Source organism: Streptomyces sp. SYP-A7185, from assembly GCF_046103685.1.
In the GTDB taxonomy this organism is placed as follows: Bacteria; Actinomycetota; Actinomycetes; order Streptomycetales; family Streptomycetaceae; genus Streptomyces.
Genome location: NZ_CP122310.1, coordinates 5,383,947 through 5,407,276, shown reverse-complemented (window position 1 = coordinate 5,407,276; position 23,330 = coordinate 5,383,947). Strand labels below are relative to the sequence as shown.

Sequence of the window (23,330 nt, the reverse complement as noted above, 5' to 3'; positions counted from 1 at the left end):
CCGGGGTGGCCACGAGGGCTCGGGCTCAGACGCCCGCGTAGGAGTGCTTGCCGGTGACGAAGATGTTCACGCCGTAGTAGTTGAACAGCCAGCAGCCGAAGGCGATGAGGGCCAGGTAGGCGGCCTTGCGGCCCTTCCAGCCCGCGGTCGCGCGCGCGTGGAGGTAGCAGGCGTAGGCGACCCAGGTGATGAAGGACCAGACCTCCTTGGGGTCCCAGCCCCAGTAGCGGCCCCACGCGTCGCCCGCCCAGATCGCGCCCGCGATGATCGTGAACGTCCACAGCGGGAAGACGGCGGCGTTCACGCGGTAGGAGAACTTGTCGAGCGTGGCGGCGGCCGGGAGCCGCTCCAGGACCGAGGAGGCGAAACGGCCGGGCTTGCCGCCGCCGGCCAGCTTGTTCTCGTACGAGTCGCGGAAGAGGTACAGGATCGTCGAGACCGCGCCCACGTAGAAGACGGCGCCGCAGAAGATCGCGGTGGAGACGTGGATCCACAGCCAGTACGAGTGGAGGGCGGGAACCAACTGGTCGCTGGCGGTGTACAAGACAGTGACGGCGAGACCGAGGTCGAGGAGGACCGTGGTGATCAGTGGAAGGCCGAGCCAGCCGACGTTCTTCTTCAGCGCCATGAGCACGAGGTACACCCCGACGGCCATGGTGGAGAAGGTCAGGTTGAACTCGTACATGTTGCCCCACGGCGCCCGCTGCACCGACAGGGCGCGGGTGAGCACACCGCCGAACTCCACGAGGAACGCGAGCACGGTCAGGGACACGGCGATACGGCCGTAGAGGTCCCCCTTCTCGTCCCCGGCGGAGGCCCCGGGCCCGTCCGGCACGTCACGGGTGCCGGTGACGGACCGGGTGACGACCTTGGGGGCCGACGCGGGGCGGTCCAGGACGGTGGTGCCGCCCTTGGCCTTGACGGTGACGGCGGGCGCCTTGGCGGCGGCCTCGGTCCCGGGGGTCAGCGCGGCGGCCGTGCGGCCGACCTTGCTGCGGCTGCCGAAGATCCACTCCGCCATGTGCGCGAAGAAGGCAAGGAGATAGACGGCCATCGCGGAGTAGACCAGCACATTGCTGATGTGCGCGAGGTTCTCGTTCGGTTCGGCGGCGAGGGTGGTGGCGAGATTCACTTCTCAGCCCCTTCGGCAGGAACATCTTGGGGGGTGGAGTCGCCATGCTCGGCATCAGCATGATCGGCATGGTCTGGTTCGGGCGCGCTCGGCGCCTTCTCGTGCAGGTGCGCGGCCAGGTCGCCCAGCTCCTCGGGCAGCTTGGCGGACTCGCTGCGGCCGAGCCCGGCCATCTCGACGACGGTGACGCCGTCGGCGCCCCGGACGGCCCGCACCCACACGCGGCGGCGCTGGATGAACAGCGACCCGGCGAGCCCGACGATGGCGCTGATGGCCCCGACGAGCGCCCACATGCTGCCGGGCTGCTGGCTGATCTGGAAGGTCGCCCAGCGCTTGATGTCCTTCTCGAAGGTGATCGAGCCGGCGCCGTCGGGCAGCTTCATCGTCTCGCCGGGCCGCATCCGCTGCTTGAGGAGCTCGCCCTTGGCGTCCTTGAACTTCGTCATCTTGCTGGTGTCCAGCTGGTAGACGTTCTGCGGCAGCCCGGAGTCCACGCCGAGGCTCCCGTGGTACGCGGACAGCGCGAGCACGGGGTAGTCCAGTGCGGGGAACTGGGAGAACATCTGGCCCTGGCCCTCGCCCGCGAACGTCGGCACGAAGAAGGCGTTGAAGCCCAGCTGCTCCTTCTTGCCGTTCTTGTCGCGGTAGCCGTCCAGCACCTTCACGGCGCCGGTGGCCGTGCCGTTGCTGTCGATGGGCAGCAGGGGCACGGACATCCGGGAGACGACCTTGCCCTTGCCGTCGCGGACGGTGACGGTCGGGGCGTAGCCCTGGCCGATCAGGTAGACCTTCGAGCCGTCGACCTCGAGCGGCTTGTTGACCTCGATCGACGTCTTCTTCTCCGGTCCGTCGACGCCCTCGCTGTAGGTGACGTTCGCCCGGTAGGTGCGGGCGGTCCCCTTCTCGGGGCCCTTCCGCTCGAAGGTCGACTCGAAGCTGTCCAGCTTGAAGCTGAACGGCGCCAGGTCGTCGGTGTCGAAGAGGTTGCCCGACTTGAAGTTGTCGTACTGCGTGAGGGTGTTGGAGAACCCGTCGCCCTGGACGACGAGCTTGCCGCCCTCGGACTTGAACAGCGCGCCGACGGCGAACGCCACCAGGAGCACGATCAGCGAGATGTGGAAGAAGAGGTTGCCCGCCTCCCGCAGGTAGCCCTTCTCCGCGGCGACGGACGCTCCCGCGGCCCCCTTGCCCGCCGTGAGGTCCGCCCGGAAGCGGCGCCCCTTCAGCAGGCCGAGCGCCGCCTCGTGGACCTCCTCGGGCTCGGCCCCGGTGCGCCACGTGGTGTACGCGGGCAGCCGGTCGAGCCGCTTGGGCGCACCCGGCGGACGGCCGCGCAGCTGGCCGACGAACTGCCAGGTGCGGGGCACGATGCAGCCGATGAGGGAGACGAAGAGCAGGATGTAGATCGCGGAGAACCACACCGAGCTGTAGACGTCGAACAGCTGGAGCTTCTCGTAGATCGGCGCGAGCGTCGTGTGGGCCGTCTTGAAGTCCTGGACCTTCAGCTCGTCGATGCTGGTCTGCGGGATCAGCGAGCCGGGGATCGCACCGAGCGAGAGCAGGAGCAGCAGGAGCAGCGCGACCCGCATCGAGGTCAGCTGCCGCCACATCCACCGCGTCCAGCCGACGGCCTCGCGGCCGGTCCACTTCAGCCAGCCCGTGGCGCCGGGGGCGCGCTTGCCGCCGAAGGAGCCGGGCATCGCCCGGTCGACGGGGGCGGTGGACAGCTGGGAGCCCGCGGCGCCCAGGTCGCTCTGCTCTTCAGGGGCTTCGGTCTTGCTCATGGATCAGATCCCCACCGTGTAGCCGTTGGACCAGACCTGCATCTCCTGCACGATGCTGTCCCACACGCCGGTGACGAGCAGCAGTCCGGTCGCGATCATCATGATGCCGCCGATGCGCATCACCCAGACGTAGTGCTTCTTGACCCAGCTGAACGCGCCGAGCGCCTTGCGGAAGGCGATCGCCGCGAGGATGAACGGCAGCCCGAGCCCCACGCAGTACGCGACACTCAGTATGGCCCCGCGCCCCGCGCTGCCCTGGTCGAGGGCCAGGGAGTTGACGGACGTGAGCGTGGGGCCCACGCAGGGGGCCCAGCCCACGGCGAACAGCGCGCCGAGCACCGGGGCGCCCGCCAGTCCGGCGGCGGGCTTCTTGTGGAAGCGGAACTCCCGCTGGGAGAGCCAGGGCATGAGTCCCATGAAGAAGATGCCGAGCGCGATCATCAGGACGCCGAGCACCTTGGTGATGACGTCCTGGTACTCCTGGAGGTTCTGCCCGACATAGCCGAACAGCGCGCCGGTGGAGACGAAGACCGCGGTGAAGCCGAGCACGAAGAGCCCGGCCCCGGCCGCCATCCGCCCCCGCTTGGCCTCCGCCAGATCGGTGCCGCCGACGCCCGTGACGTACGACAGATAGCCCGGCACGAGCGGCAGGACGCACGGGGAGAAGAAGGAGACGAGACCGCCGAGGACCGCGACGGGCAGTGCCAGGAGGAGCGCGCCGTTCATGACGGTCTGGTTCGCTTCGCCGACGGCGGCGAGGGTGGACATCACGGCAAGATCACTTCTCCGCGATCAGCGGGTCGATCATCTTGCGCAGCTTGTCTTCGTTGAGAGCCTGCTGCGAGCGGGCCGCGATCTTGCCCTCGCGGTCGAGGATGATCGTGGAGGGGATGAACTTCGGGTTCATCGTGCCCTTGGGGAAGCGCAGCATGAGCTTGCCCATCGGGTCGTGCAGGCTCGGGTAGGAGATCTTCCACTCCTTCTCGAACGCGAGCGCCGGGTCCTTCTGCGGGTCCCGGGTGTTGATCCCGATGAACTGCACGCCCTTGTCCTTGGTCTCCTCGGAGACCTTCGCGAAGTTCGGGGCCTCGGCCCGGCAGGGCGAGCACCAGGAGCCCCAGACGTTCAGGACGACGATCTTGCCCTTGTAGTCGTCGACGTCGAGGTGCTTGCCGGTGAGGGTCTCGCCCTCCAGCTTGGGCCCGTCCTGGCGGTCGCCCTTGCCGGCCGTGGCGATGCCGTCGGAGCCGGTGACGAAGTTGGTGTTGCCCGAGCCACCGGAGGTGCCGCCCGAGCCGCACGCCGACAGGGTCAGCGCGGCGACCGCGGCTCCAGCGCCCAGCAGGGCGGCGCGGCTGCGGTTACGGCTGCTCTTCGTGCTCCGGGGGGCGCTGCAGGCGGCACTCATGTGAAAAGTTTCGCATGTCTGTTTCGGGGATCTTCCGCACCCCCCGGGGTTCCGGAAAGTCCCCTTTCAGACGGCCTTGCCGAGGCCCTTCCAGCCACCGGTGGGTTCCTGGCCCACCTCCAGGCCCTGGAGCTCGGCGAGGACCTTGGGGTCCTGGACGTCGAGCCAGTCCACGAACTGCCGGAAGGAGACGAGACGCACGTCCTTCTTCCCGGCCATGTGCTTGAAGGCCTCCTCGACGGCGTCCATGTAGATGCCGCCGTTCCACTCCTCGAAGTGGTTGCCGATGAAGAACGGCGCGCGGTTGGTCTCGTAGGCGCGCTTGAATCCGGCGACGTAGGACTCGGTGGCCTGCTTGCGCCAGCCCGGGTAGTTGGCCGGCGGGGCCTTCGTGGAGTTCTGCGACTGGTTGGCCAGGATGTTGTAGTCCATGGACAGGACCTCGAAGGAGTGCCCGGGGAAGGGCATCGCCTGGAGCGGCAGGTCCCACACGCCCAGCTTCTTGCGCGGCCAGCGCTGCCGGCCGCCGGGCGACGAGGCGTCGTAGCGCCAGCCGAGCTTCTTCGCCGTCGGCAGCAGGTTGTCCTGACCGAGGAGGCACGGGGTGCGGCCGCCGACGAGTTCCTTGTCGTAGTCGAAAGGCAGCGACGGCAGATCGCTCCAGCCGGTATTCGTCCGCCATTCCTTCACGAAGGACGTGGCCTGGTCGATTTCGCTCTGCCATTGCGCCGGCGTCCAGTTGGCGACCGTGCCGTGGCCCGTACAGAAGTGCCCGTTGAAGTGCGTGCCGATCTCATGGCCTTCGAGCCACGCCTGGCGGACGTACTTCAGCGTCTCCTTGATGTGACCGTCGGTGAGATAACCGATGTCGGACGCGCCGACCGCGTTGTTCGGCGGCTTGTACATCCGCTTCTTCGACTCGGGCAGGAGATAAAGCCCGGAGAGGAAGAACGTCATGCGCGCGTCGTGCTCCTCGGCCAGCTTGAGGAATCGCGGGAAGAGGCCGTTGCCCACTTCGCCCGCGCCGTCCCAGGAGAAGACCACGAACTGCGGGGGCGTCTCACCCGGCTGCAAGGGCACGGGCTTGGCCGGCTGGAGCGGCTGCTTGCCCGTGTACGCGGTCGAACCGTCGCCGATCGGCTTCGCCGGCGGTTTGTCGCCGCCCTGGCCGTCCTGACCGCCGTTGTCCCGGCCACCGGAACCGGCCGCGTGACTGCCGCCGCCCGTGCCGCAGCCGGCCAGTCCCCAAGCGGCCGCGGTCCCGACGCCGAGGCCGAGTATTCCCCTGCGACTGATGTCGCGCATTCCATCCCCATTCGTCGCGCCCTGCGGCCCTGCATGCGTCCATGCACGATGGACGCCCCGTTAGAGGGCGCGACGAACAAAGGGGTTCCGACAACAAGCACATATTTAGCGCTTTTTACCGAGAAGGGACATACAGTCGCCGGTCAATTACACGACGTCGACGACGAATCGACGGCGGACCGCCGCCGGTCGGTTACGCGCCGAACGCCTTGGCCTTTCCCTTTACGGGCTTGGCGCCCGCGAGAAGATGCGCGGGGACGAGATCCCGCGCGGGCTCGGTGTACCCCACGGAGACGATCTTGTCGCCGCGGTACGTGAACGTCGTCAGCGAGGCGAGCGTGCACTGCCGCTTGCGCGGGTCGTGCCACAGGCGCCGCTTCTCCACGAAGCTCCGCACGATCCAGATCGGCAGCTGGTGGCTGACGCACACCGCCTCGTGCCCGCGGGCCGCGTCCTTCGCCGCGTCCAGGGCGCCCATCATCCGCACGACCTGCTCGACGTACGGCTCGCCCCAGGACGGCTTGAAGGGGTTGACCAGGTGCTTCCAGTTCTCCGGGTTCTTCAGCGCGCCGTCGCCGACGCCGAAGGTCTTGCCCTCGAAGACGTTGCCCGCCTCGATGAGCCGCCCGTCCGTCGCCAGATCCAGGCCCTGCGCCTTGGCGATCGGCGTCGCCGTCTCCTGCGCACGGTCCAGCGGCGAGGCCACGACGTGCGTGATGTCACGCGGGGCCAGGTGCTCGGCGACCCGGTCGGCCATCTGCCGTCCCAGCTCGGAGAGGTGGTAGTCGGGCAGGCGCCCGTAAAGGATCCCGTCCGGGTTCTCCACCTCCCCGTGGCGCATCAAGTGGACGACGGTGAGCTCGCTGCCCGCGCTCATGCGGTGGCCTCCGTGGTGGATTCAGTGGCTTCGGCGGCCGCGCGCGCCGCCGAAGGCAGGGCGGCGGCGATCTTCTCGATCGCCCGCTCGTCGTGAGCGGTCGACACGAACCAGGACTCGAAGGCCGACGGCGGGAGATACACGCCCTGCGACAGCATCGAGTGGAAGAACGCGGTGAAGCGGAACGACTCCTGGGTCTTCGCGTCGTCGTAGTTCCGCACCTCGGCGTCGGTGAAGAAGACGGAGAACATGTTCGACGCGTTCTGGAGGCGGTGTGCGACGCCCTCCTTGGAGAGCGCCTCGGTGACCAGGCCGCGCAGCTGCTCGGAGACGGCGTCGACCTTGTCGTACGCCGCATCGTCCAGGAGGCGGAGCTGGGCGAGGCCCGCGGCCGTCGCGACCGGGTTACCGGAGAGCGTGCCCGCCTGGTAGACGGGGCCGACCGGGGCGAGGTGCGCCATGACGTCGGCCCGGCCACCGAAAGCGGCGGCCGGGAAGCCGCCGCCCATGACCTTGCCGAAGGTCAGCAGATCGGGGCGCACGCCGTCGACGCCGAACCAACCTGCCTTCGACGTACGGAAGCCGGTCATCACCTCGTCCGAGATGTACAGCGCGCCGTTCTCCCGGCACAGGTCCGCAAGGCCCTGGTTGAAGCCGTCGCGCGGCGGCACGACGCCCATGTTGCCCGGCGAGGCCTCCGTGATCACACAGGCGATCTCGCCGGCGTTCGCGGCGAAGGCGGCCCGCACGGCGTCCAGGTCGTTGTACGGGACGACGATGGTGTCGCCCGCCTGGGCGCCGGTCACGCCCGGGGTGTCCGGCAGCCCGAAGGTGGCGAGCCCGGAGCCGGCCGCGGCGAGCAGCGCGTCCACGTGGCCGTGGTAGCACCCGGCGAACTTGATGATCTTGGCTCGGCCGGTGAACCCGCGGGCGAGGCGGATCGCGGACATCGTCGCCTCGGTGCCGCTGGAGACCAGGCGCACCTGCTCGACGGGCGCGACGCGCGCGACGATCTCCTCGGCGAGCGCGACCTCGCCCTCGCCGGGCGTGCCGAAGGACGTGCCGCGCGCGACGGCCTCCTGGACGGCGGCGATCACGTCGGGGTGGGAGTGGCCGAGGATCATCGGCCCCCACGAGCAGACGAGGTCGACGTACTCACGGCCGTCGGCGTCCGTGAGGTACGGACCGGTACCGGACACCATGAAGCGGGGCGTTCCGCCCACAGCGCGGAAAGCGCGCACGGGAGAGTTCACACCACCGGGCGTCACGGCCGCCGCACGGTCGAAGAGAGTCTGCGAAACTGGGGCGCTATACGGGAAGCTCACATGAACCATGGTGTCAGAGGCTTCGGACATCCTGCGGACAGGTGTTTCACTCCACGTTTTAGCCGGTGACCGTGGGGGAGGTCACTGACACGATGATCGGGTTGCGCGGCGGGGCCCGCGAGGCCTAGAAAAGCAGGGGCGGGCGCCCTGAAGAAGCAGTCGGGTGGAGATATGCATCGCGGTGGCGGACTGGGCGAGGGGACCGACGGCCTGGGCCCCCGGCGTGCCCGGCGGATCGGCAAGCACCGGCGCGAGGCGGAAGCGGCCGAGGCTGAGGCCTTGGCGCGGGGCGGCGAGACCGAGCATGACCGGGCGGGAAGCAGGAGTGGCCGGGTGGGCGGGGTGACCTACAAGTACTTCGGAGCCCCGGACGGCGCGACCGCCGCCCGTGTGCCCATCTCGATGCGTCCCGAGGAGCTCGGCGGCGACGAGCTCGGCATGGGCGGCATGTTCACGAAGATCAAGCCGGAGACGGTGGCCGCGATGGTCCTGACCGGCATCGAGGGCATACCCCTGTCGAAGGTGCCCCCGCTCGAACTGGTCGTCCTTCACCCCGACTACGCCGTGGTGAAGCTCCCCATGACGGTCGTCGACCCCCTGCGCGGCATCGGCGAGGAGTCGGTCGGCGCCGCGGCGTTCATCTGGTCCACGGTCCCCGACCGAGGCGGCCCGCGCGACGCCTTCAACGTCTACCAATTGCTGCACGAATGGCAGGACTTCAGCCACCGCCTGCACGACGCGGGCCACCAGGCTTATTGCTTGGTGTGGCCGTGAGCTGAAGTCGCGCACCGTCTTTGCCCTCTTCGCCCTCTTTGCGCTTCGATGTCGGGCGCGGGGCTACTCCGGCCGTAGCGCCGCCAGTTGGCGTTCGAAGGGGATGAGTTCTTCCTCCTGGGCCAGGGCGGGGCGCATGATTTCGGCCAATTCCGCCGCGGCCCGGTCGATGCGTTCGTCCAGGCCGTCCGCGCCCCAGTCCTCGGACGCCGCGTACACGGCCGTCGGTACGACCAGGGCCCGCAGGTACGCGAACAGCGGGCGCATCGCGTGCTCCAGGACCAGCGAATGGCGCGGGGTGCCGCCGGTCGCCGCGATCAGGACCGGCGTACCGGCGAGCGCGTCCTTGTCCAGGACCGTCAGGACGTCGAAGAACGACTTGAACAGACCGCTGTACGAGGCCGAGAAGACCGGCGTGACGGCGATCAGGCCGTCCGCGCCCTTCACCGCGTCGGCCGCCGCGCTCAGCTGGGGGCCGGGGAACCCGGTGACGTAGTTGTGCGCGATCTCCACGGCCAGGTCGCGGAGTTCGACCACCTGGATCTCCACGTCCGCACGGCGCCCCGTGGCCGCCGCGAGGCGGTCGGCCAGGAGGCGGGTGGAGGAGGGGACGCCGAGTCCGGCGGAGACGACGACGAGCTTCATGCGGTGACCTCCTGGGTCTGCGTGGCCGCCACGCGGGTGGCGTGCGTCGGTGCGGCCGGGACGGTCGCCGGGCGGTTCTTGGCGAACTCCTCGCGCAGGACCGGGACGACCTCCTCGCCGAGGATGTCCAGCTGCTCCAGGACGGTCTTCAGGGGCAGACCGGCGTGGTCCATCAGGAACAGCTGACGCTGGTAGTCGCCGACGACATCCCGGAAGGACAGCGTCCGCTCGATCACCTGCTGCGGGGAGCCGACGGTGAGCGGCGTCTGGGAGGTGAACTCCTCCAGCGAGGGGCCGTGCCCGTAGACGGGGGCGTTGTCGAAGTACGGCCTGAACTCCTTCACCGCGTCCTGGGAGTTCTTCCGCATGAACACCTGACCGCCGAGCCCGACGATCGCCTGCTCCTCGGTGCCGTGGCCGTAGTGCGCGAACCGGCTGCGGTAGAGCTCGACCATCTTCTTGGTGTGCTCCTGCGGCCAGAAGATGTTGTTGTGGAAGAAGCCGTCCCCGTAATACGCGGCCTGCTCGGCGATCTCCGGGGAACGGATGGAGCCGTGCCAGACGAAGGGCGCGACACCGTCGAGCGGGCGGGGCGTCGACGTGAAGGACTGCAAGGGCGTACGGAACTTGCCCTCCCACGTCACGACGTCCTCGCGCCACAGGCGGTGCAGGAGGGCGTAGTTCTCGACGGCGAGGTTGATGCCCTGGCGGATGTCCTTGCCGAACCACGGATACACCGGCCCCGTGTTGCCGCGGCCCATCATCACGTCGACCCGGCCCTCGGCGAGGTGCTGGAGCATCGCGAAGTCCTCGGCGATCTTCACCGGGTCGTTCGTGGTGATGAGGGTGGTCGAGGTGGAGAGGATCAGGTTCTCGGTGCGGGCGGCGATGTAGCCGAGCATCGTGGTGGGCGAGGAGGGGACGAACGGCGGGTTGTGGTGCTCGCCGGTCGCGAAGACGTCGAGCCCGACCTCCTCGGCCTTCAGCGCGATGGCGACCATCGCCTTGATGCGCTCGTGCTCGGTGGGGGTGCGGCCCGTGGTGGGGTCCGGCGTCACGTCGCCGACGCTGAAGATCCCGAACTGCATGCCGGATCCGGACTGCATGGCTGACTCACTCTCCGCAGGTTGTTTATGGTTCAACTATACCTACGGAACGGTGGTGGGGTGGGGGGTATTCCCGGAGGGGGGTCGGGGGCGGGGGTCGGGGCCGGGGCCGGGAGGGGGGTGGCGGTCGGCTGGGGGCGGGCGGGGGTGACTCACGGAGGCCCGGGAGATCCGGCGAGGCCCGGCCCCGGGGAGGCCCCGGGAGATCCGCAGATGCCCGGCCCGAGGCCGCCCGGGGAGGCCTTGCGAGGTTGGCGGCCCAGTGCAGTCGGCAGCCCGGGGACGTCGGCGGCGGCCCCGGGCCTACGGGGTCCAGCGAGGGTCCCTGCCGGTCTCGGCCAGGAGCCGCTCCAGCTCCGAGGCCCCCTCGGGCACGGCCTGCGGCTCCCCGAAGACGCCCATCTTCCGGGCCGTCGGACCCAGGCCCGCGACCGATTCCCGCAGCGCGGCCACGACACCGCTGCTCTCCGGGGCGGGCTCGTAGTCCTGCCCCGTGGCGCGGGCCAGATCCCAGGCGTGCACCGTCAGGTCCAGCAGCGCCATGCAGCCGACGGTCCGCGCGGGCATGTCCATCGCCCCCGTGGTCCCCTCGTCGGCGCCGGGCGCGGCCCAGGCGCCGACCAGCCGGCCCGCCTCCTCGGCGAACCGATCGCGCCAGGCGGGGCCCTCGGCGACGTAATCGGGGGACGTACTGAAGTCGGCGTCCCGCTTCGCGGCCAGTGCCTGGAACTGGACGATCACCTGGATGAGGTGGTTGACCAGGGCCTTCACGTCGTACTCGGCACAGGGGGTGGGGGCGGTGAGGCGGTCGTCGGGGATGGCGCGGACCACCGGTACGGCGTGGGCGGTGGCTGCCTTCAGGAGGTCGGCGATGCTGGTCTCAGTCATGTTCCGACGGTAGGGCGGCGATCGCTCCCCTGGCTTGAAGAAACGCGACAAGGGTGCGGGACCCCGGCATACGATCCAGCCATGGCCGACGCCGACCCCGCTGCCTCTGCCCCAGGGGGTGCCGCTGGTGACTCCGCTGCCCCTACCCCAGGGGATTCCTCTGCTCCACGGGCTCTGCGGGCTCCACAAGCTCCCCCCGCACCGACACCCGCCCCGGGCCCCCGCACCGACACCCGCGGCATCGTCGATGCCGCCGGCCTCTTCGCCCGCGTACGGTTCCGCCGCGTCACGCCGGGTGCCTCCGCCGTGCGTCCCTACGTCGAGCAGTACTGGCTGATCGACTGGGACCTCACCGAGCCGTACGCCTCGCACGTCGTGCCGCACCCCTCCGTGAACGTCGTCTTCCAAGCGCTCCCCGGCCAGGAGCCCTTCGCCGAGGTGGCCGGGATCGGGCTCGGCCTCTTCACGCAGAAGCTGGAGGGGCGGGGGCGCGTGTGCGGGGTGAAGTTCCGTCCCGGCGGCTTCCGGCCGTTCGCCCCGAAGGCACCGGTGTCCGCGTGGACGGGCCGGCGGATGCTGCCGCTGGAGGAGGTCTTCGGGGAAGTCCCCGGGGGCGCACTGGACGCCGTGCTCTCCCCCGATGCCGAGCACGCGCGCGTGGCGGCCCTCGACGCCTTCCTCCTGAGCCTCGGGCCCACGCCCGACCCGCAGGCGGACCTCGCCATGGCCCTGGCCGAACGCATCCGCACGGACCGCGGGATCCGCCGGGTCGGGGACTTCGCCGCAGCGGAAGGCATGTCGGTACGGGCGCTCCAGCGGCTCTTCGCGTCGTACGTGGGGGTCGGCCCGAAGTGGCTGATCCTGCGCCACCGCATCCACGAGGCGCTGGAGCGGGCGGAGACGGACCCGGAGCTGGACTGGTCGACGCTGGCGACCACCCTGGGCTACGCGGACCAGGCCCACCTGACGAGAGACTTCACCTCCACGGTGGGCGTACCCCCCACGGCCTACGCCCCGCAGTGATACGCGCCGCCTCCGGACGCGGCCCCCTCCACACAAGGGCCCGCGCCACTCCCCCTCGCCAAGGGCCTGCTCCCGGCTAACCAAGGGCCCGCTACCGGCTAAGCAAGGGCGTGCTCCCCGTCCCCAAGGGCCTGTTCCCGGCTACCCAAGGGCCTCCGCCCCCTTCCCAAAGGCCCGCCCCCGGCTACCCAAGGGCCTCCTCCCCCTCCCCAAAGGCCCGCTCCCCCTCCAGATCGACGCTCCAGTCGTTGCACCGCATCCAATGCCCCTTCGGGTACTCGCAGTCGGACTCCCCCCGAAACGTGAACCCCGCCTTGCGGCACACGCCGTTGGACGCGGCGTGCTCCCGGGAGGGAAAAGCGTGCAGATAGCGGTGCCGGCCCGCGGCCCTGGCCTCCGTGACGACGAGCCGCGCGGCCCGCGCGGCGATGCCCCGCCCCTGGAACTCCGGCAGCACGCCCCACCCCGTCTCCCACGCGGGCGCGCCCTGCCACGTCGTCTCCCAGTAACCGATCGACCCGACGCCCGCGCCGTCGAGCTCGATGCGGAACATCCGCCCCCGCTCCTGCAACGCGAGGTAGCGCCGATGCCGCGTCACCAGCTGCTCCTCCGTCTCGGGGCCGCCCAAGTGCACGGTCATCTCGGGCGAGTTGTTGGCCACCAGCAGCGCGAAGTCCCCCTCCGACCAGGGGACGAGTCGCAAACCCTCAGCACCTTGTCTCTCCATACGGCCACGCTACGACGCCCCACTGACAACGCCTCACCGACAACGCCCCGCCCAGCACGGGCAGGCCCGCGCCGCATGTCACGATCCCCTCATGCTCATCGCCCGCTCCGCCGCCCTCTTCGTCCTCGCAGCCCTCTTCGAGATCGGCGGCGCCTGGCTCGTCTGGCAAGGGGTGCGCGAACACAGAGGGTGGGCGTGGATCGGCGCGGGCGTCATCGCACTCGGCGTCTACGGCTTCGTGGCCACGCTCCAGCCCGACGCGGAGTTCGGCCGCATCCTCGCCGCGTACGGCGGCGTCTTCGTCGCCGGATCCATCGCCTGGGGCATGGTCGCCGACGGCTACCGCCCCGACCGCTGGGACGTGACCGGAGCGCTGATCTGCCTCGCCGGCATGGCGGTGATCATGTACGCGCCGCGGGCCCGCTGAGGCCCCCGGGGGCCCACGGGCACCCCGCCTATCCTTGACGACGGACAGGACAGAAAAGAACACCCGTACGCCAAGGAGCAGCCATGACCGCCGCGAACGCCGCGCCCGCCGCCACCCGCATCGCGATCGTCACCGGCGCGAGCAGCGGCATCGGCGCCGCCACCGCGCGCGGCCTCGCGGCCGCCGGCTACCGCGTCGTCCTCACCGCCCGCCGCAAGGACCGCATCGAGGCCCTGGCCGCCGAACTGACGGCCGCGGGGCACGACGCGATGGCGTACGCGCTCGACATCACCGACCGCACGGCCGTGGACGAGTTCGCCACCGCCTTCCGCAAGGTCGCGGTCCTGGTCAACAACGCGGGCGGCGCGCTCGGCGCCGACCCCATCGCCACCGGCGACCCCGCCGACTGGCGCCAGATGTACGAGACGAACGTCATCGGCACCCTGAACGTCACCCAGGCCCTGCTCCCCGCCCTCACCGCGAGCGGCGACGGCACGGTCGTGGTCCTCTCCTCCACGGCGGGCCACGGCACGTACGAGGGCGGCGGTGGCTACGTCGCCGCCAAGCACGCCGAGCACGTCCTCGCCGAGACCCTCCGCCTGGAGATCGTCGGCACCCCGGTCCGCGTGATCGAGGTCGCCCCCGGCATGGTCAAGACGGAGGAGTTCGCGACGACCCGCTTCGGCGGCGACACGGAGAAGGCCGCGAAGGTCTACGCGGGCGTGGCGTCCCCCCTCACGGCCGACGACGTGGCGGACACGATCACCTGGGCGGTGACCCGCCCGCCCCACGTGAACATCGACCTCCTGGTGGTCCGCCCCCGAGCCCAGGCCTCCAACACAAAGATCCACCGCGAGCTGTGAGCGGTGGGCCCTGCGCGGGCCCACCGCCGGTTCAGCCCTTCACGCAGATGACCTGCTTGATCCTGGCGACGACCTCGACCAGGTCGCGCTGGTTCTCCATGACCTGCTCGATCGGCTTGTACGCGCCCGGGATCTCGTCCACGACGCCCGAGTCCTTGCGGCACTCGACGCCCCGCGTCTGCTCCTCCAGGTCCTGCGTGGAGAAGCGCTTCTTCGCCGCGTTCCGGCTCATCCGCCGGCCCGCGCCATGGGAGGCCGAGTTGAAGGACGCCTTGTTGCCGAGGCCCTTCACGATGTACGAGCCGGTGCCCATCGAGCCGGGGATGATCCCGAATTCGCCGCTGCCGGCGCGGATCGCGCCCTTGCGGGTGACGAGCAGGTCCATGCCGTCGTAGCGCTCTTCACTGACGTAGTTGTGATGGCAGGAGATGACCGGCTCGAAGGTCACCTTCGCCTTCTTGAACTCCTTGCGGACCACGTCCTTGAAGAGCGACATCATGATCGAGCGGTTGTACTTCGCGTACTCCTGTGCCCAGAAGAGGTCGTTCCGGTAGGCCGCCATCTGCGGGGTGTCCGCGATGAAGACCGCCAGGTCGCGGTCGATGATTCCCTGGTTGTGCGGCAGCTTCTGCGCGACCCCGATGTGGTGGTCGGCCAGTTCCTTGCCGATGTTCCGGGAGCCGGAGTGCAGCATCAGCCAGACCGATCCGGACTCATCGAGACAGAACTCGATGAAGTGGTTCCCGGATCCGAGCGTTCCCATCTGCTTCGTGGCGCGCTCCTCGCGGAATTTGACCGCTTCGGCGACGCCGTCGAAGCGGGACCAGAAGTCGTCCCAGCCGCCGGTGGTGAAGCCGTGGAGGCGGGTGGGGTCCACGGCGTCGTCGTGCATCCCCCGGCCCACCGGAATCGCCTGTTCGATCTTGGACCGCAGGCGGGACAGATCGCCCGGCAGGTCGTTCGCCGTCAGGGACGTCTTGACCGCGGACATTCCGCAGCCGATGTCGACGCCCACCGCGGCGGGGCACACCGCTCCCTGCATGGCGATCACCGAGCCGACCGTCGCACCCTTGCCGTAGTGGACGTCCGGCATGACCGCCAGGCCCTTGATCCAGGGCAGGGTCGCCACGTTCCTGAGCTGCTGGAGCGCCACCTCCTCCACCGATGCCGGGTCCGTCCACATCCGGATCGGTACCTTGGCCCCCGGAACCTCCACGTACGACATAACGTCCTCATTCCCCCGTAGTTGAACAGAAGTGCTGAAAGTCTCGAAGCGCAAATACCGGAGCCAAGGTCAACGAAAAGGATCACGGACCGGCGTCCACGGCATTGCGTGCGATACACATTGTGTCCACCGGTCGCCCACCAGCGGCAACCCAATATCCCCGGCGAGAAGGAGCCCATCGGTGCAGCGGAAGGCCTATGTACCAGGCGTCGCGGCTCTCATCGCGGCGCTGCTCACCGGCTGCACGGGCGGAGGCGCGCTCGGCGGTGAGCCGGACGACTCGAAGCCCGGCGACACCGGCGGGACGACCGCGGCAGCCGAGCCCGGCAAGTACCGCACGCTCCCCGAGCCCTGCGGACAGGTCGACCGCGGCACGCTCGACGCGATGCTGCCCGGCATCGAGGAGCTCCCGGGCGAGGAGCAGCAGGAGAAGGCGTACGAGGGTGCGCCCACCGTCACGTTCGACACGGACCGGCGTGTGGGCTGCCGCTGGAAGGTGGAGTCCTCGGACGCCACCCACCGTCTTCTCGTCGACTTCGAGCGCGTCGCCTCGTACGACACCGCCGTGAGCGACGACACGCGTGCGGCGGAGGTCTACTCGTCGAAGGTGCGGAAGGCGGACCTGCCCGATCCCTCCGGCACCCCGTCCGCCGGTGACGTGGCGGACCAGGACGACGAGGGCGCCACGGAGGACGCGGGGGCCGAGCCTTCCGACAGCGCCGGCTCCGGCAAGGGCGAGGACAAGGGGAAGGGCAAGGGGGAATCGAGCGGCAGCTCCTCCAGTGGCTCGCCCCAGGAAGCCGTCACGCCGCCCGGTCTCGAACCCCGCAACCTCGACGACCTGGGCGACGAGGCCTTCCTCGACGACGCACTCACGACGTCCGGTTCCGCGACCCGCCACCGCACGGTGACTGTGGTGTTCCGCACGTCGAACGTCGTCGTGACCGTCGAGTACGACGAGCAGCCGGGGCGCCGCACGGAGATCCCGGACAGCAAGGAAATGCAGGACAAGGCGCAGGAACTGGCCGGAAAACTGGCCGACGGTTTCGCCGAATAGGGGCGGTTCGGACGGGGCACCGGGTCTCCGGAAGCGGAGCAGCCCGCGCCGGGCACGGCGTACCGTGGCCCATCGGACCGACGACAGCCGTCTTGAGTGACTTGAGTGAAGGAACCATGCACCGACCAGCACAGCGACTCACCCGCATACTCACCTGCGCAGCCGCCGTACCGGTGATCTTCATTGCCTCCGGCTGCTCCTCCGACTCCGGTTCGGGTTCGGACGGGGCCAAGAAGGACTCGGGCTCGAAGGCTTCCGCCTCGGCCTCGGGCAAGGACAAGGCGGCGACCGTGGAGAAGGCGGCGTACAGCAAGCTGCCCGAGCCCTGCGACGTCCTGTCGAAGAAGACCCTTGAGGACCTTGTCCCGAAGGCCAAGGACAAGTCGGGCAAGGCGGGCACCTCCGACGACACGTCGGCGCGTGGCACCTGCTCCTGGGACAGCCTGGACAACAACGGCGTCGACGGCTCGCAGTTCCGCTGGCTCCGCGTCTCGCTGATGCGCTTCGACTCGGACGCCTCGCTCGGCAGCGGTGCCAAGCGCGCGCAGAACAGCTTCGCCAAGCAGGTCGCGGACGCGCAGGCGACGGAGGGCGCGAAGAGCGTCAAGACGGAGCCGGTGCCGGGCATGGGCGACCAGACGACGGTCGTCCACTACGACCTGAAGAAGGACAAGGAAAACTTCAAGCAGCAGACGGTCGTGACGCGTGTGGAGAACGCGGTCGTGACGATCGACTACAACGGCGCGGGCCTGGCGGGCGACAAGGCCCCGAGCTCGAAGGACCTGTCCAAGGCGGCCGAGAAGGCCGCGAAGGAAGCCTCTGAGGCGGTCGTCTCGGCGAACAAGGCGGGCGGCGGCTCGAAGGACTCGGGCTCCGGTGCGGGCTCGGGTTCGGGTTCGGATGATTCCAAGTCGGACTCCAAGTCGGACTCGAAGTCCGGCTCCAAGTCCGACGCGAAGTCCGACTCCTCCGACGCGGCGTCGGACTCCAAGTCGGGTTCCAAGTCCAGCAGCAAGCCCAAGAGCTGACGCAGGACGCGGAAAAAGCGGCACGCGTCTCGCGTGCAACTCGCGTCACAGTCACGGCAGTTGTGGAGCCCGGCCCTCTGGTGGCCGGGCTCCTGCCGTACCGGCACACCGTCTTCCGCATGCGTGTGCCAGGCTGTCGCTCGCAACAAACCGAACAGGGAGGGGTTCGCGGGTGGCCGCGATGCAGCTGACACGCACGCACCGGATACTCATCGGCGTGGTCGTCGCCGGTGCGGTCGTCATCGCCGGCATCGGCTTCGCGGGGTCGTACGCGGCCGTGCGCGAGCTGGCCGAGAAGAAAGGCTTCGGCAGCTTCTCGGCGGTCTTCCCGATCGGCATCGACGCGGGCATCTGCGTCCTGCTGGCGCTGGACCTGCTCCTGACGTGGATCCGTATCCCCTTCCCGCTGCTGCGCCAGACGGCGTGGCTCCTGACGGCGGCGACCATCGCCTTCAACGGCGCCGCCGCCTGGCCGGACCCGCTGGGCGTGGGCATGCACGCCGTCATCCCGGTCCTGTTCGTGGTGGCCGTGGAGGCGGCGCGGCACGCGGTGGGCCGGATCGCGGACATCACCGCCGACAAGCACATGGAGGGCGTGCGCCTCACGCGCTGGCTGCTCTCCCCCGTGCCGACGTTCAAGCTGTGGCGCCGGATGAAGCTGTGGGAGATCCGCTCCTACGAGCAGGTCATCCAGCTGGAGCAGGACCGCCTCATCTACCAGGCCCGCCTCCAGGCCCGCTTCGGCCGCTCCTGGCGCCGCAAGGCCCCCGTGGAATCCCTGATGCCGCTGCGCCTGGCCCGCTTCGGCGTCCCGCTCGCGGAGACGGGCCCCGCCGGGCTGGCCGCCGCGGGCATCGAGCCCGCGTTGCTGCCACCGGCGCCGGTACCGGCGGTCGCGGAGGCCCCGCAGCAGCAGTCGCAGCCGCCGGAGCTGGTGGCACCGACCGTGCCGCAGCTGGAGGCGGACCCGCGGGGGCAGGAGCAGCCGCAGGGGCAGGAGCCCCCGGCGCAGGAGCAGCAGCCCGAGGGGGCGCACGTGAGCCCGTGGTTCGCGGCTCAGCAGCCTTCGTACGTTCCCGAGGAGCCGCACGACCAGTGGTACGCGGAGCAGCAGGCTTACGCGGACCAGCAGGCCTATGCCGATCAGCAGGCCTACCTGGAGCAGCAGCAGGCGTACTTCGACGAGCAGGGCGGTGATCCGCGGGCTGCCGCGGACGCGGCTGCGGCTGCCGCTGCCGCCGGGGGTGAGCCGGAGTTTCCCGTTCCGGCGGGGCCCGGCCGGACGCGCCAGCTGGGCGGTCAGCATCTGATCCCGGGGCCGCGCGAGGAGCAGGCTCCCGAGGACGACGTGCGGGAGCAGGCCGGGGAGGAGCTGGAGCCGCTGCCCGAGGCGTCCGGTCTGCCGGACGACGTCTCCCGTGAGGACGCGTACTTCGCGGCGTTCCGCAAGTACGTGAGCGAGCTCGGGGACTACCCGAACGCCCGGCAGTTCGGCCTGTACCTGATGGACCTGTACGGGGTCACCGGCCAGGCGGGCGGCCCTCCGGCCGAGAGCACGCTGCGCCCGTACCTGCGTGACTTCCGGGGGCGCTACCAGGAGGACCTGGACTCCGAGTACAGCGCCTGACCGGCAGCCGGCAGTAGGTATCCGGCAGCCGGGGTCAGCCCGCGCTGCGGGCGCGCTTCTTGCCGGTCTCGCCCCAGACGGCGAGGGCGGCGCCCACGACGAGCAGGGCGAGGTATCCGGGGGTGGGGATGTCCCACCACTTGTGGAAGAGGCCCCAGGGGCCGTCCCCGAAGGTTTGCCCGGCCGCGCCGAGCGCGCCCTGGATTCCGACGACCCATCCGACGATGGCGATGATTTCCTTCATACGTCCACGATCACTCGCCCCCGGGCGCCGGACGTCCTGCCCCGGGCTGATCCCCGGGTAGTCCCAACGATGCAGCCCCGCATCCGCCCAGCGGAAGGGGGCCCGCATCCGCCCAGCGGAAAGGGGCCCCGCCCAGGCACCCCCGGGCGGAACCCCTTACCCCCAAGCCGGGCGCGGCCCTACGCGGCGAGCAGCTTTCGCACCCGCTCCGCGCCCACGGCGAGCAGCAGCGTGGGCAGGCGCGGGCCCGTCTCCCGGGTCACCAGGAGGCGGTACAGCAGGGCGAAGAAGGACCGCTGCGCGACCTTGATCTCCGGCGGCAGCTCCTTGGCCGTCGCGTCCGCCGAGAACCCCGCCTGCACCTTCGGCACGCCGTACACGAGGTGCGTGAGCCCGTCGAGGGACCAGTGCGAGTCCAGGCCCTCCAGGAGCAGCCGCAGCGACTCGCGGGCCGACTCGTCCAGCGAGGACAGCAGCTCCGTGTCCGGCTCCGAACGCACGATGGTGCGCGCGTCGGCCGGGACCTGGGTGGTGATCCAGTTCTCGGCGCGGTCGAGCCGGGGCCGCGCCTCGTCCAGGGACGAGATGGGGTCCGAGGGGTCCAGGTCCCGCAGGATGCGCAGGGTCTGGTCCTCGGCGCCCGCCGTGACGTCGGCGACGGACGCGAGCGTCCGGTACGGCAGCGGACGCGGCGTCTTGGGCAGCTCACCGGCGGCCGTACGCACCGCACGCGAGTGCGCGGCGGCGTCGGCGGGCAGCGCGGAGCCGTCGGCGACCTTCGCGTCGAGCTTGTCCCACTCGTCGTAGAGCCGCTGGATCTCCTGGTCGAAGGCGATCTTGAAGGACTGGTTCGGCTTGCGGCGGGCGTAGAGCCAGCGCAGGAGCGGCGCCTCCATGATCTTCAGGGCGTCGGCCGGGGTCGGCACACCGCCCTTGGAGGACGACATCTTCGCCATGCCGGAGATGCCGACGAAGGCGTACATGGGGCCGATCGGCTGCACGCCGTCGAAGATCTCGCGGACGATCTGCCCGCCGACGACGAAGGACGACCCGGGAGACGAGTGGTCCACGCCGCTCGGCTCGAAGATGACGCCCTCGTACGCCCAGCGCATGGGCCAGTCGACCTTCCAGACCAGCTTGCCGCGGTTGAACTCGTTCAGGTGGACCGTCTCGGTGTGCCCGCAGTCCGCGCACACGTACGCCAGCTCGGTGGTCTCGTCGTCGTACGACGTGACCGTCGTGAGGTCCTTCTCGCACGCGCCGCAGTACGGCTTGTACGGGAAGTACCCGCTGGAGCCGCCGCTGCCGTCGTCCTCGCTCGCGGCGCCGGAGCCCTCCGCGGCCTCCAGCTCGGCCTCGTCGACGGGCTTCTGCGACTGCTTCTGGCCGCCCTTCCCGGGTGCCTTCTTGGTGCGGTACTGGTCGAGGATCGCGTCGATGTCACCGCGGTGCTTCATCGCGTGCAGGACCTGCTCGCGGTAGACGCCCGAGGTGTACTGCTCGGTCTGGCTGATCCCGTCGTACTCCACGCCCAGCTCGTCGAGCGCCGCGGTCATGGCCGCCTTGAAGTGCTCGGCCCAGTTCGCGTACGCGGAACCGGCCGGGGCGGGCACGGAGGTGAGGGGCTTGCCGATGTGCTGGGCCCAGGTCTTCTTGTCGACTCCGGGGATGGCGTCCGGGACCTTGCGGTACCGGTCGTAGTCGTCCCAGGAGATGAGGTGGCGGACCTCGTGCCCGCGCCGCCGGATCTCGTCGGCGACCAGGTGCGGGGTCATGACCTCGCGGAGGTTGCCCAGGTGGATCGGTCCCGAGGGCGAGAGCCCGGAGGCGACGACGACCGGTTTGCCCGGGGCACGACGCTCCGACTCGGCGATGACCTCGTCCGCGTAGCGGGAGACCCAGTCGGTGGTATCGGTGCTCTGAGCCACGATCGGCACGCCTTTCTTCTTCTACGTGAGTACCGCCTGTCGGAGCCATTCTCCCAGGTCGACCCGTAACCGCGAAAACCGCTTTTCACCCCGTGGGATACTCGAATTTCTAGACCCCCAGCAACCAGGCACCCGAGCAGAACGGCACCCATTCATGGCCTCGGTCACGTCCCTCACCGCCTCCGTCCACCAGCGCCTCGCGGACGCCCTTACGGCTGCCCTGCCGGAAGCCGGCTCCGCCGACCCGCTGCTGCGACGAAGCGACCGGGCCGACTACCAGGCCAACGGAATCCTGGCGCTCGCCAAGAAGGCGAAGGCGAACCCGCGCGAGCTCGCGACGAAGGTCGTGGACGCGCTGCCCGCCGACGACGGCCTGATCAAGGACGTCGAGGTCTCGGGGCCCGGCTTCCTGAACGTCACGGTCACCGACAAGGCGATCGTCGAGAACCTCGCCGCGCGCGCCGCCGACGGCGAGCGGCTCGGCGTGCCGTTCTCGGAGACCGCCGGCACGACGGTGGTCGACTGGGCCCAGCCGAACGTGGCCAAGGAGATGCACGTCGGCCACCTGCGCAACTCGGTCATCGGCAACTCCGTCGTCAAGATCCTGGAGTTCACCGGCGAGAAGGTCGTCAGCCGCCACCACATCGGCGACTGGGGCACCCAGTTCGGCATGCTCGTGCAGTATCTGATCGAGCACCCGGACGCGCTGGGCCACCAGTCCGCCGCCGAGGGCTCGGTGGAGGCGGGCGAGGAGGCGATGTCGAGCCTCAACCGCGTCTACAAGGCCTCGAAGGTGCTCTTCGACTCCGACGAGGAGTTCAAGACGCGCGCCCGGCGCCGGGTGGTGGACCTCCAGGCGGGCGACCCCGAGACGCTCGCGATCTGGCAGCGGTTCGTGGACGAGTCGAAGGTCTACTTCTACTCGGTCTTCGACAAGCTGGACGTGGAGATCCACGACGAGGACATCGTCGGCGAGTCCGGGTACAACGACATGCTGGCGGAGACGTGCCGCATGCTGGAGGAGTCCGGCGTGGCCGTCCGGTCGAACGGCGCGCTGTGCGTGTTCTTCGACGACGTGAAGGGCCCGGACGGCAACCCGTCCCCGCTGATCGTCCAGAAGTCCGACGGCGGTTTCGGGTACGCGGCCACCGACCTCTCCGCGATCCGCGACCGCGTCTTCAACATCAAGGCGGACACCCTCCTGTACGTGGTGGACGCGCGGCAGTCGCTGCACTTCAAGATGGTCTTCGAGACGGCCCGCAGGGCGGGCTGGCTGACGGACGGCGTCAAGGCGGTGCAGCTCGGCTTCGGCACGGTCCTCGGCAAGGACGGCAAGCCGTTCAAGACGCGTGAGGGCGAGACGGTCCGGCTGATCGACCTCCTGGACGAGGCGATCGAGCGGGCGTCGGCCATCGTGCGCGAGAAGGCCCAGGACCTCTCCGAGGAGGAGATCGCCGAGCGCGGCGCCCAGGTGGGCATCGGCGCGGTGAAGTACGCGGACCTGTCGACGTCGGCGGTGCGCGACTACAAGTTCGACCTGGACCAGATGGTGTCGCTCAACGGCGACACGTCGGTCTACCTCCAGTACGCGTACGCCCGTATCCAGTCGATCCTGCGCAAGGCGGGCGACGTCGCGCCGAAGGCCCACCCGGAGCTCGAACTGGCCCCGGCCGAGCGGGCGCTGGGCCTGCACGCGGACCAGTTCGCGGAGACGGTCGCCGAGGTCGCCGGGGAGTACGCCCCGCACAAGCTGGCCGCGTATCTCTACCAGCTGGCGTCGCTCTACACGACGTTCTACGACAAGTGCCCGGTCCTGAAGGCGGACACCCCGGCCCAGGTCGAGAACCGTCTGTTCCTGTGCGACGTCACGGCCCGGACCCTGCACCAGGGGATGGCCCTGCTGGGCATCAGGACGCCCGAGCGCCTCTGAACGACCC

Annotated in this window: 22 protein-coding genes; 8 read left to right on the top strand and 14 right to left on the bottom strand. The window is 69.9% G+C overall.

Annotated features, from left to right (window positions below):
- Positions 1–25 precede the first annotated feature (25 nt).
- The 7 genes from ccsB to hemL form a co-directional block, all read right to left on the bottom strand.
- The gene (gene ccsB, locus QBL25_RS23740) at positions 26–1,132 is read right to left on the bottom strand and encodes a c-type cytochrome biogenesis protein CcsB (RefSeq protein WP_409059023.1); all 1,107 of its coding nucleotides are present in this window, start codon (positions 1,130–1,132) and stop codon (positions 26–28) included.
- Positions 1,129–2,916 (bottom strand): cytochrome c biogenesis protein ResB, encoded by a 1,788-nt coding sequence (locus QBL25_RS23735; protein ID WP_409059022.1) that lies wholly within the window; start codon positions 2,914–2,916, stop codon positions 1,129–1,131. Before QBL25_RS23735 ends, ccsB begins: the two co-directional genes overlap by 4 nt.
- A gap of 3 nt (positions 2,917–2,919) precedes the next feature.
- Positions 2,920–3,684: a cytochrome c biogenesis CcdA family protein gene (locus tag QBL25_RS23730; RefSeq protein WP_409059021.1), complete on the bottom strand. Its 765-nt coding sequence runs from the start codon at positions 3,682–3,684 to the stop codon at positions 2,920–2,922.
- A 10-nt stretch (positions 3,685–3,694) separates the two neighbouring features.
- Positions 3,695–4,324 (bottom strand): TlpA family protein disulfide reductase, encoded by a 630-nt coding sequence (locus QBL25_RS23725; RefSeq protein ID WP_409059020.1) that lies wholly within the window; start codon positions 4,322–4,324, stop codon positions 3,695–3,697.
- 66 nt (positions 4,325–4,390) lie between these two features.
- A complete protein-coding gene (locus QBL25_RS23720) occupies positions 4,391–5,629 on the bottom strand; it encodes a hypothetical protein (protein ID WP_409059019.1) in 1,239 nt (412 codons plus the stop codon).
- Positions 5,630–5,822: 193 nt separating this feature from the next.
- On the bottom strand, positions 5,823–6,506 hold the full coding sequence (locus tag QBL25_RS23715) for a histidine phosphatase family protein (RefSeq protein WP_409059018.1): 684 nt from the start codon (positions 6,504–6,506) through the stop codon (positions 5,823–5,825).
- A complete protein-coding gene (hemL, locus tag QBL25_RS23710; protein ID WP_409062751.1) occupies positions 6,503–7,840 on the bottom strand; it encodes a glutamate-1-semialdehyde 2,1-aminomutase in 1,338 nt (445 codons plus the stop codon). The genes QBL25_RS23715 and hemL overlap by 4 nt, the downstream gene beginning before the upstream one ends.
- 324 nt (positions 7,841–8,164) lie before the next feature.
- Between hemL and QBL25_RS23705 the strand changes: the two genes are divergently transcribed.
- A complete protein-coding gene (locus QBL25_RS23705; RefSeq protein ID WP_409062750.1) occupies positions 8,165–8,605 on the top strand; it encodes a hypothetical protein in 441 nt (146 codons plus the stop codon).
- Between the two features lie 63 nt (positions 8,606–8,668).
- On the opposite strand, the gene QBL25_RS23700 is transcribed toward QBL25_RS23705, so the two are convergent.
- The 3 genes from QBL25_RS23700 to QBL25_RS23690 form a co-directional block, all read right to left on the bottom strand.
- Positions 8,669–9,250 (bottom strand): FMN reductase, encoded by a 582-nt coding sequence (locus QBL25_RS23700; protein WP_409059017.1) that lies wholly within the window; start codon positions 9,248–9,250, stop codon positions 8,669–8,671.
- Positions 9,247–10,338 carry an LLM class flavin-dependent oxidoreductase gene (locus QBL25_RS23695; protein ID WP_409062749.1) on the bottom strand — a complete coding sequence of 364 codons (1,092 nt, stop codon included), beginning with the start codon at positions 10,336–10,338 and terminating at the stop codon, positions 9,247–9,249. Before QBL25_RS23695 ends, QBL25_RS23700 begins: the two co-directional genes overlap by 4 nt.
- 321 nt (positions 10,339–10,659) lie before the next feature.
- Entirely contained in the window at positions 10,660–11,244 is a 585-nt protein-coding gene (locus QBL25_RS23690) for a TIGR03086 family metal-binding protein (RefSeq protein WP_409059016.1), read from the bottom strand.
- Positions 11,245–11,418: 174 nt separating this feature from the next.
- Between QBL25_RS23690 and QBL25_RS23685 the strand changes: the two genes are divergently transcribed.
- Positions 11,419–12,267 (top strand): DUF6597 domain-containing transcriptional factor, encoded by an 849-nt coding sequence (locus QBL25_RS23685; RefSeq protein WP_409062748.1) that lies wholly within the window; start codon positions 11,419–11,421, stop codon positions 12,265–12,267.
- A 184-nt stretch (positions 12,268–12,451) separates the two neighbouring features.
- On the opposite strand, the gene QBL25_RS23680 is transcribed toward QBL25_RS23685, so the two are convergent.
- Positions 12,452–12,994, bottom strand: coding sequence for a GNAT family N-acetyltransferase (locus QBL25_RS23680; protein ID WP_409059015.1), 543 nt, complete (start codon positions 12,992–12,994; stop codon positions 12,452–12,454).
- A 91-nt stretch (positions 12,995–13,085) separates the two neighbouring features.
- Between QBL25_RS23680 and QBL25_RS23675 the strand changes: the two genes are divergently transcribed.
- Together QBL25_RS23675 and QBL25_RS23670 are read left to right on the top strand one after the other, a co-directional pair.
- The gene (locus QBL25_RS23675) at positions 13,086–13,421 is read left to right on the top strand and encodes a YnfA family protein (RefSeq protein ID WP_362996516.1); all 336 of its coding nucleotides are present in this window, start codon (positions 13,086–13,088) and stop codon (positions 13,419–13,421) included.
- Between the two features lie 83 nt (positions 13,422–13,504).
- Positions 13,505–14,284 carry an SDR family NAD(P)-dependent oxidoreductase gene (locus QBL25_RS23670; protein WP_409059014.1) on the top strand — a complete coding sequence of 260 codons (780 nt, stop codon included), beginning with the start codon at positions 13,505–13,507 and terminating at the stop codon, positions 14,282–14,284.
- 31 nt (positions 14,285–14,315) lie between these two features.
- On the opposite strand, the gene QBL25_RS23665 is transcribed toward QBL25_RS23670, so the two are convergent.
- Positions 14,316–15,509, bottom strand: a complete 1,194-nt coding sequence (locus QBL25_RS23665; RefSeq protein ID WP_409059013.1) for an RtcB family protein — start codon at positions 15,507–15,509, stop codon at positions 14,316–14,318.
- Positions 15,510–15,690: 181 nt separating this feature from the next.
- On the opposite strand from QBL25_RS23665, the gene QBL25_RS23660 reads away from it, so the two are divergent.
- The 3 genes from QBL25_RS23660 to QBL25_RS23650 all read left to right on the top strand — a co-directional run bounded on the left by QBL25_RS23660 (position 15,691) and on the right by QBL25_RS23650 (position 19,221).
- The gene (locus tag QBL25_RS23660; RefSeq protein ID WP_409059012.1) at positions 15,691–16,566 is read left to right on the top strand and encodes a DUF3558 domain-containing protein; all 876 of its coding nucleotides are present in this window, start codon (positions 15,691–15,693) and stop codon (positions 16,564–16,566) included.
- A 116-nt stretch (positions 16,567–16,682) separates the two neighbouring features.
- On the top strand, positions 16,683–17,594 hold the full coding sequence (locus tag QBL25_RS23655; protein WP_409059011.1) for a DUF3558 domain-containing protein: 912 nt from the start codon (positions 16,683–16,685) through the stop codon (positions 17,592–17,594).
- Positions 17,595–17,766: 172 nt separating this feature from the next.
- The gene (locus QBL25_RS23650; RefSeq protein WP_409059010.1) at positions 17,767–19,221 is read left to right on the top strand and encodes a DUF2637 domain-containing protein; all 1,455 of its coding nucleotides are present in this window, start codon (positions 17,767–17,769) and stop codon (positions 19,219–19,221) included.
- Between the two features lie 34 nt (positions 19,222–19,255).
- On the opposite strand, the gene QBL25_RS23645 is transcribed toward QBL25_RS23650, so the two are convergent.
- The gene (locus tag QBL25_RS23645) at positions 19,256–19,465 is read right to left on the bottom strand and encodes a hypothetical protein (protein WP_409059009.1); all 210 of its coding nucleotides are present in this window, start codon (positions 19,463–19,465) and stop codon (positions 19,256–19,258) included.
- 179 nt (positions 19,466–19,644) lie between these two features.
- On the bottom strand, positions 19,645–21,402 hold the full coding sequence (lysS, locus tag QBL25_RS23640; protein ID WP_409059008.1) for a lysine--tRNA ligase: 1,758 nt from the start codon (positions 21,400–21,402) through the stop codon (positions 19,645–19,647).
- Between the two features lie 145 nt (positions 21,403–21,547).
- Here lysS and argS point away from each other — a divergent pair, with 145 nt between their 5' ends.
- Positions 21,548–23,323, top strand: a complete 1,776-nt coding sequence (gene argS / locus QBL25_RS23635) for an arginine--tRNA ligase (RefSeq protein WP_409059007.1) — start codon at positions 21,548–21,550, stop codon at positions 23,321–23,323.
- The last annotated feature ends 7 nt before the right edge of the window (positions 23,324–23,330 follow it).

What these genes read in the sequence shown, in the direction of transcription:
- QBL25_RS23735 (WP_409059022.1), bottom strand. Translation starts at nt 2,916, where the DNA reads ATGAGCAAGACCGAAGCCCCTGAAGAGCAGAGCGACCTGGGCGCCGCG.
- QBL25_RS23730 (WP_409059021.1), bottom strand. Translation starts at nt 3,684, where the DNA reads ATGTCCACCCTCGCCGCCGTCGGCGAAGCGAACCAGACCGTCATGAAC.
- QBL25_RS23725 (WP_409059020.1), bottom strand. Translation starts at nt 4,324, where the DNA reads ATGAGTGCCGCCTGCAGCGCCCCCCGGAGCACGAAGAGCAGCCGTAAC.
- QBL25_RS23720 (WP_409059019.1), bottom strand. Translation starts at nt 5,629, where the DNA reads ATGCGCGACATCAGTCGCAGGGGAATACTCGGCCTCGGCGTCGGGACC.
- QBL25_RS23715 (WP_409059018.1), bottom strand. Translation starts at nt 6,506, where the DNA reads ATGAGCGCGGGCAGCGAGCTCACCGTCGTCCACTTGATGCGCCACGGG.
- hemL (WP_409062751.1), bottom strand. Translation starts at nt 7,840, where the DNA reads ATGGTTCATGTGAGCTTCCCGTATAGCGCCCCAGTTTCGCAGACTCTC.
- QBL25_RS23700 (WP_409059017.1), bottom strand. Translation starts at nt 9,250, where the DNA reads ATGAAGCTCGTCGTCGTCTCCGCCGGACTCGGCGTCCCCTCCTCCACC.
- QBL25_RS23695 (WP_409062749.1), bottom strand. Translation starts at nt 10,338, where the DNA reads ATGCAGTTCGGGATCTTCAGCGTCGGCGACGTGACGCCGGACCCCACC.
- QBL25_RS23690 (WP_409059016.1), bottom strand. Translation starts at nt 11,244, where the DNA reads ATGACTGAGACCAGCATCGCCGACCTCCTGAAGGCAGCCACCGCCCAC.
- QBL25_RS23680 (WP_409059015.1), bottom strand. Translation starts at nt 12,994, where the DNA reads ATGGAGAGACAAGGTGCTGAGGGTTTGCGACTCGTCCCCTGGTCGGAG.
- QBL25_RS23675 (WP_362996516.1), top strand. Translation starts at nt 13,086, where the DNA reads ATGCTCATCGCCCGCTCCGCCGCCCTCTTCGTCCTCGCAGCCCTCTTC.
- QBL25_RS23670 (WP_409059014.1), top strand. Translation starts at nt 13,505, where the DNA reads ATGACCGCCGCGAACGCCGCGCCCGCCGCCACCCGCATCGCGATCGTC.
- QBL25_RS23665 (WP_409059013.1), bottom strand. Translation starts at nt 15,509, where the DNA reads ATGTCGTACGTGGAGGTTCCGGGGGCCAAGGTACCGATCCGGATGTGG.
- QBL25_RS23655 (WP_409059011.1), top strand. Translation starts at nt 16,683, where the DNA reads ATGCACCGACCAGCACAGCGACTCACCCGCATACTCACCTGCGCAGCC.
- QBL25_RS23645 (WP_409059009.1), bottom strand. Translation starts at nt 19,465, where the DNA reads ATGAAGGAAATCATCGCCATCGTCGGATGGGTCGTCGGAATCCAGGGC.
- argS (WP_409059007.1), top strand. Translation starts at nt 21,548, where the DNA reads ATGGCCTCGGTCACGTCCCTCACCGCCTCCGTCCACCAGCGCCTCGCG.